This window comes from Paeniglutamicibacter selenitireducens (assembly GCF_051550675.1).
In the GTDB taxonomy this organism is placed as follows: Bacteria; Actinomycetota; Actinomycetes; order Actinomycetales; family Micrococcaceae; genus Paeniglutamicibacter.
The window spans coordinates 218,656-225,047 of record NZ_JBPULF010000007.1; the positions used below are offsets into that span (position 1 = coordinate 218,656).

The following is a 6,392-nucleotide window of genomic DNA, read 5'->3' on the forward strand; positions in this document are numbered from 1 at the left end:
CACATTACCCACACCCGCTGCCCCGGCCGATGCCTGGTGTGCGGCACGCCGCTCAGGCGGAGGGTGTTTCCTGCCTGTAGCGCAGCAGCCAGCGGCCGTCGACGCGGTGCCAGAACGAGGAGCACAGGACCATGTCGTTCCCGGCCAGCAGGCGGTAGGCCAGCTGCACCAGGTCCGCCCCCAGCGGGTTCGCGGCAAGCACCTGCAGCGAGCCGCCGGCCGGCAGCTGCTGGCCGGCCCCGAGCGCGGCAATGATCGTGGAGCGGTCGGTCAGCGAGCCGTCGCGGCTGATCTCCTGGAACTCGGGGTGCAGGAAGGCCAACATCTCGCCCAGGTCGGTGCGCACGGTGGGTGAGAGCAGTTCGCTTTCCAACTCGAAGACCATGTGCAGGTCCGCGGCCTGATCAGCGCTTGCCGGAGCCGGCGCGGCGGCGGGTGCCGGAGCCACCGGGGCTGGCGCGGCAGGCACGGGGTCCGCGGGGACCTCCGCGTGCGGGGTTACTGCTTGCGGCGCGGCGGCCGCTGCCGTTCCGGTGCCCTCGAGACCCGGGCCGGCGTCGGGTTCCCGGCCGGCCTGGTACGCGGTGGCGGCGGCGCGGGCGCGGTCGTCGGCGGCCTCGTTGAGCTCGTGCCCGGCATGGCCCTTGACCCACTCGAAGCGGTAGTTCCGGCCCTTGATGGCGGCGTCGAGGTCCTTGAGCAGTTCCAGGTTCAGCACCGGCTTGCCGTCGGACTTCTTCCAGCCCTTCCTCTTCCAGCCCGGCATCCACTTGGTCACGGAGTTGATCACGTACTGGGAGTCGCAGAGGATGTGCAGTTCCTCCTCCGGGCGGTGTGCCGTGGCGCGGAAGAGGTCAAGCACCGCCATGAGCTCGCCCATGTTGTTGGTGCCGTGGGCCCAGCCGCCGGCGCGCCAGTGGTCGTCGTCGATGTACCAGGCCCACCCTGCCGGTCCTGGGTTTCCGAGGGCTGATCCGTCTGCGGCTGCGGTGATCGTCATGGTTTCAATCCTGCCACGGCCCCGCCGACGGATTCACTTCGGCACAGGTCCGGGCCCCGCCGACCGTCGGCAGGAGTGCATTGGATCAGAGGTCGATGGAGAAAAGCAGCGAATCCCGTGCGGCGCCGTCGATCACCTTGTGCCCGGGCAGCAATGCAACCCGGCGCATGCCGCACTTCTCCAGCACGCGGATGGAGGCGGCGTTCTCCGGCCGGCATGTCGCGACCACGCGGCGCACCCCGAGGTCGCGTGCGGCATCGAGCATTGCCGCGGCGGCCTCGGTGGCGTAGCCGTTTCCCCACGCACCGGCGGCCAGCACGTAGCCGATCTCCGCCGTCGTTTCCCCGGGCGCCGTGTCGGGGGCTCCGGGCATCAGCGCGATCGAACCCAGCACCCGTCCTTCCACGCAGATCGCCAGCGTGTAGGTCCGCCGCGGGACGGCGCGTTGTTCCGCGAGGCAGCTGCGCAGGAAGTCCCGGGTGTCATCCGGGGTGTTCGGGCCCCACTCGACGAAGACGCACACACGGGGGTCCGAGGCGAACGCATGCACCGCGTCGTGGTCGGCCGAGGTGTACTCGCGCAGGACAAGGCGCTCCGTGCTGATGTGCATTCATCCATCGTGGCATGTGGGATGCATTTTCCCGGGTTTCGGGTCACGTCCCCCGCTCCGGCGTCGCCCATAAAAACCGCACGGCGGAAGGCAACGACCCTGTAACGATCCCCCGCCCCGCCGCGTCCCGGCTGGCTCCGCAGGGTGCCAGTCGCCTAGATTCGATGGCAGTGGGTTACCACCCGTTCGCCCGCCGGGGGTCGGCCGTTCGTGAACCAACGAACCACCATCGATCCCTGCCCGGGCAACATCACCGCGAGACAGGATGATTTGATGCCACACCCCATGAGGTCCACCGTCGGTGCAGCAGTGCTGGCCGGCGCCCTGGTGTTCTCGGGCACCGCCGCCAACGCCCAGCCCGTGCCGGCCGACGATTCGGCGGCCACGGCACAGATCGAGCAGGCCGCCCCGGAAGCCGACCAGAGCGTCCCGGCTCCGGCTCCGGCCGATGCACCGTCGATCCCGGCGGTCCCCGCAGCACCCGCAGACGAAACTCCGGGCACCGACGCGCCGGCCGGCGAACCGGCAACGGACCCGGCCGGAGCGGAAGCCGACGCCACGTCCCCGGCGACCGAGGAACTGCCCGCCGCGGAAGGAAGCACGGGAGACGAGACCCCGGCCGATGCCTCCACCCCGGTCCCGGCAGAAATTCCGGCGGAGGTACCCGCCGAGGTGCCGGCCGAGGCCCCGGCCTCGGAGGTCCTCCCCGCCGGACAGCCCGCTCCATTGACCGGTACGGAGGCTCCCGCAGGACAGGTTGCCCCTCCGGCCGCCAAGCCTGCCGCAGCGGAGAAGAGCGCCGCCAAGGAGAAGGCCCCCGCGCCACCTCTCCCCGGCGCCGGCACGATCACGTTCCCCGAAGGCTCCAGCGAGTGGACCGAGAAGCAGTGGAACGAGTGGATGCTCAGCAACGAGGGCGGCCAGTGGCTGGAAGAACAGGCCGAGCCGCTCGTGGAGGCGATGGAATCCGAAGACTTCGCGGGCTTCGTCGACTCGATCATCCCGTTCCTCATCGACGGCACCCCCGAGGAGCTGCTCGCCTACCTGGAGGCCACCTACCCGGATGACCTTTACCTGGCACAGTTCATGGTCGGGGTTGCCCTGGCCCAGCTGATCGAGGAGGGCGTGCTCGACGAGGACGGCAACTTCATCGGCGAACTCGTTCCCGGCGACGAAGACCCCGCCGAGGAGACCGACGGCGGCACCGATGAACCCTCCGAGGAAACCGACGGGGAAACCGACATCGAGCCGGTCGCCAACATCACCAAGCCGAAGACCCCGACGACCAAACCTGTCGAGGTCTTCACCCCGGTCAAGGTTCCCTCCGGCCAGCTGGCCGAGACCGGCGCCGAGGGCACCATCCTGCTGGCCGGCGCCGGCGCCGGGATGCTGTTGCTGGGTGTCGGCGCCTTGGCGCTGCGCCGCCGCAAGCAGGCCTGACACACGCACCCGGGAGGGGTGCGGGCCAGCCGGGAAGCATGAACTGCTCCCCGGCTGGCCCGCGCCCCTCCTTTTCGTTGCCGCCCATTTGCCGAGGCACACCATGTCCCGACTCGCAGTGCCGTCGGATCGGGGATCGCGTGGAGCCCATGGTCTAGGCTCTGTCCATGCAGTCATTCCTGAGCCCCGCGCAGCACGCAGACCTCTACGATGCGGAGAACGCCTGGACGGCGGCGGAGGACTTCTTCCTCGCGTTCGCCAACGAGCAACCCGCCAGCCGCGTGCTGGACCTGGGCTGCGGCACCGGCAGGTTGACCGTCGCACTGGCCGGGGCGGGGCACACCGTGACGGGCGTCGACCCCCACCCCGGTTCGCTCGCCGCGGCCCGGGCCAAGCCCGGGGCCGACGCGGTGCACTGGATCGACGGGACCTCCGCGGCGCTGCCGCCGGATGCGTCCTTCGACACCGCCATCATGAGCTCGCACGTGGCCCAGGCGATAGCCGACGAACGCGACTGGGCACGGACCCTGCGCGATGTCCGGGCCGCCCTGGTACCCGGCGGACGGCTGGTCTTCGACTCGAGGGACCCGCAGGCCCGCGCCTGGGAACGCTGGACCCCGGCCAACACCCGCAGCCACCACACGCTGCCCGACGGCACGGCGCTCCAGCTCTGGATCGACGCCGCCGAACGCGAGAAGGGCCTGGTCGGGATCACCGAACACCGCTTCCTGGCCGACGGCAACCGCGAATTCGAGGACGCACTGCTGGCATTCCGCAGCGAGTCCGCCCTGCGCCGGGAACTTGCCTCTGCCGGGTTCACCGTGGAACGGGTGCTCGGCGGCTGGGCCGGGCAACCCGTGGGCGAGGGCGACGGCGAACTGATCGTCATCGCACGCGTCTAGCCGGCACTCCCGCCCTGCGCACTCAGCGGTAGCCCGTGGGATCCGCCGGCAGCCCGGCGTCCTGCACCTCCGCCAGGTAGCGCCAGCAGTCCGGGGCCGATCCGTCGACGTCGGTGAACCCGTAGTCGCGGGCCAGTTCGCCGCTGGAGAACGAACCGCCGTTGCGTGAGTGCACGTGCGGGTCAGCGGCCAGCGCCGCCACGGCGCGCCCCACGAAGCGCGGGGATTCGCTGATTGCCGCAAAGTGGCCGTGCTCCGCGGTGGCGGTGCGCCAGTTCGACTCGTCGACCCCGAAGGCCTCCAGCGTCATCTCCGAGCGCAGCCAGCCCGGGCTCAGCGCCAGCGCCGTGCACCCGTGGGGTTCCAGCTCGCGGGCCAGGTCGAAGGCCAGGCGCAGGGGCGCGTTCTTGGCCAGGTCGTAGAAGGTGGACACCCGGTAGTTCCCCCGGTTGTAGGCGGCGGTTCCATCGGTCACCTCCACCACCAGCCCGCCGGGGTTCCGGCTCAGCAGCCCCAGCGCGTGGTGCGCCGTGATGAGGTGCGTCTTCACGCCGAGCTCCAGCATGCGCAGCCCGTCCCCCAGGTCGTGGCGCCAGATCGGCGTGTCCCAGTCGATCAGCTTTTCCCCGCCCCACACGTCGTTGACCAGTACGTCGAGCCGGCCGGACTCGGCCCCGATGCGGGCCACCAGCGCCGCGACGGCGTCGGGATCCAGGTGGTCCACCGCCACGGCGATGCCGAGCCCGCCGGCCGCGGTGACAAGTTCGGCGGTCTCCTCAATGGTTTCGGGCCTGTCGTACTCGCTGCGCCTGCCCCGGGTGCTGCGGCCCGTGCAATACACCGTGGCACCGGCTTCGCCGAGCCCGACGGCGATCCCGCGGCCCGCCCCGCGCGTGGCCCCGGCAACCAATGCGGTCTTCCCCTGAAGCGGCTTGTCCATGGGACAACGCTAGCCCCGGGCACCCGGCACAGGCCAGATGCGCGGCTAGATGCCCGGCTAGATGATCGGGTAGAGCGGGTTGTGCCCGGCGGCCATGCGCTCGGAATCGCGCACCGGCCCCGGCGCCGTGCCTGTCCCCCAGGGGTTCCCTCCGAGCGCCTCGCGCCCGTGCGGCTCCAGCCAGTTCTCCAACTCCGGCCCCTTGGGCACGATCCGCGTCGGGTTCACGTCGGTGTGCACCACGTAGTAGTGCTCCTTGATCTGCTCGAAGTCGACGGTGTCCCCGAAGCCCGGCAGCGCGAACAGGTCGCGGGCGTAGGCCCAGAGGTTCGGCATCTCGATCAGCTTGTTCCGGTTGGCCTTGAAGTGGCCGTGGTAGACGGCGTCGAAACGCACCAGCGTGGTGAACAGCCGCACGTCGGCCTCCGTGATCGACTCCCCCATCAGGAAACGCCGGGCAGCAAGGCGTTCCTCCAGCCAGTCCATGGCGGTCCAGAGGCGGTCGTAGGCCTCGTCGTACGCTTCCTGGTCGCCGGCGAAGCCGCAGCGGTAGACCCCGTTGTTGACCTCGGTGAAGATGCGCTTGATGACCTGCATCATCTCCCCGGCCGTTTCCGCCGGCAGCAGGTCGGGGGCGCCGGCGCGGTGGAATGGTTTCCACTGCGTGGAGAAGTCCAGGGTGATCTGCGGGTAGTCGTTGGTGACGACGGCGCCGCTTGGCACATCCACGATGGCCGGAACGGTGATGCCGCGCGGGTAGCCGGCGAAGCGCCTGAAGTAGTTCTCCTGGATGCGCGCCGTGCCCAGCACCGGGTCCACGCCGCCGGGATCCAGGTCGAAGGTCCACGAGCGCACGTCGTGCACCGGACCCGGGGTGCCCAGCGAGATGGCGTCCTCCAGGCCCAGCAGCCGGCGGACGATGATGGCGCGGTTCGCCCACGGGCAGGCGCGCGCCGCCACCAGTCGGTAGCGCCCGGCCTCCACGGGCCAGAGCTCCGCCCCTTGAGCCACACCCGCGTGGATGGTGCCGATGGTCCCGCCGGTCTCTCCGCCCGCGGCGCGCACCGCCTCCGGATCCGCCACGATGCGGTCCTGGATGTAGTTGGTGTCGCGCGTGAATTCGCCGCCGCCCACGTAGGCGCCCGCGGTGCCGTACTCGTCGCCGGTCGATGTTTCACCCGTTGATTGTTCACCCATGGCCAGTCCACCCATCGTTCATCCATCCATCGTTTGTCCACGTACTGCCAGTTCGCCGGCCACGGTGCACCCGTGCCCGGCCGACCCGTTGCCCGCCCGACCCGTTGCCCGCCCGACCCTTTACCCGCCCGACCACGGGGCCGGCAGCGGCGGAAAAGCGCAACGGCCCGCCCGCGGAACGTCGCGGGCGGGCCGTTGCCGATGGTGCGCTCCCGCGGGGGAACGCTGCAGCGCACCATCGTGGCCGGGGGGGGGGGGGGGGCCCCCCCACCCCCCCCCCCCCCCCCCCCGGGGCCCCCCCGG

6 protein-coding genes are annotated in these 6,392 nt (G+C 70.9%); 2 read left to right on the plus strand and 4 right to left on the minus strand.

The annotated features are described in order from the left end of the window. Positions 1–52: 52 nt before the first annotated feature. Positions 53–1,000, minus strand: a complete 948-nt coding sequence (locus tag ACSYDW_RS13645) for an RNase H family protein (RefSeq protein WP_438339272.1) — start codon at positions 998–1,000, stop codon at positions 53–55. An 85-nt stretch (positions 1,001–1,085) separates the two neighbouring features. Next, the gene (locus ACSYDW_RS13650) at positions 1,086–1,610 is read right to left on the minus strand and encodes a GNAT family N-acetyltransferase (RefSeq protein ID WP_438339273.1); all 525 of its coding nucleotides are present in this window, start codon (positions 1,608–1,610) and stop codon (positions 1,086–1,088) included. 273 nt (positions 1,611–1,883) lie between these two features. Between ACSYDW_RS13650 and ACSYDW_RS13655 the strand changes: the two genes are divergently transcribed. Both ACSYDW_RS13655 and ACSYDW_RS13660 read left to right on the plus strand, forming a co-directional pair. Beyond that, positions 1,884–3,050, plus strand: a complete 1,167-nt coding sequence (locus ACSYDW_RS13655) for an LPXTG cell wall anchor domain-containing protein (RefSeq protein ID WP_438339274.1) — start codon at positions 1,884–1,886, stop codon at positions 3,048–3,050. A gap of 167 nt (positions 3,051–3,217) precedes the next feature. Then, the gene (locus ACSYDW_RS13660) at positions 3,218–3,952 is read left to right on the plus strand and encodes a class I SAM-dependent methyltransferase (protein ID WP_438339275.1); all 735 of its coding nucleotides are present in this window, start codon (positions 3,218–3,220) and stop codon (positions 3,950–3,952) included. A gap of 22 nt (positions 3,953–3,974) precedes the next feature. Here ACSYDW_RS13660 and ACSYDW_RS13665 read toward each other — a convergent pair whose 3' ends face one another. Together ACSYDW_RS13665 and ACSYDW_RS13670 are read right to left on the minus strand one after the other, a co-directional pair. After that, positions 3,975–4,892 (minus strand): SDR family oxidoreductase, encoded by a 918-nt coding sequence (locus ACSYDW_RS13665; protein WP_438339276.1) that lies wholly within the window; start codon positions 4,890–4,892, stop codon positions 3,975–3,977. A 57-nt stretch (positions 4,893–4,949) separates the two neighbouring features. Continuing rightward, positions 4,950–6,089, minus strand: coding sequence for a glutathione S-transferase family protein (locus ACSYDW_RS13670; RefSeq protein WP_438339277.1), 1,140 nt, complete (start codon positions 6,087–6,089; stop codon positions 4,950–4,952). Between the last annotated feature and the right edge of the window lie 303 nt (positions 6,090–6,392).

Excerpts from the sequence above, each read along its gene's own strand:
- ACSYDW_RS13645 (WP_438339272.1), bottom strand. The coding sequence starts at position 1,000 with ATGACGATCACCGCAGCCGCAGACGGATCAGCCCTCGGAAACCCAGGA.
- ACSYDW_RS13650 (WP_438339273.1), bottom strand. The coding sequence starts at position 1,610 with ATGCACATCAGCACGGAGCGCCTTGTCCTGCGCGAGTACACCTCGGCC.
- ACSYDW_RS13655 (WP_438339274.1), top strand. The coding sequence starts at position 1,884 with ATGCCACACCCCATGAGGTCCACCGTCGGTGCAGCAGTGCTGGCCGGC.
- ACSYDW_RS13660 (WP_438339275.1), top strand. The coding sequence starts at position 3,218 with ATGCAGTCATTCCTGAGCCCCGCGCAGCACGCAGACCTCTACGATGCG.
- ACSYDW_RS13665 (WP_438339276.1), bottom strand. The coding sequence starts at position 4,892 with ATGGACAAGCCGCTTCAGGGGAAGACCGCATTGGTTGCCGGGGCCACG.
- ACSYDW_RS13670 (WP_438339277.1), bottom strand. The coding sequence starts at position 6,089 with ATGGGTGAACAATCAACGGGTGAAACATCGACCGGCGACGAGTACGGC.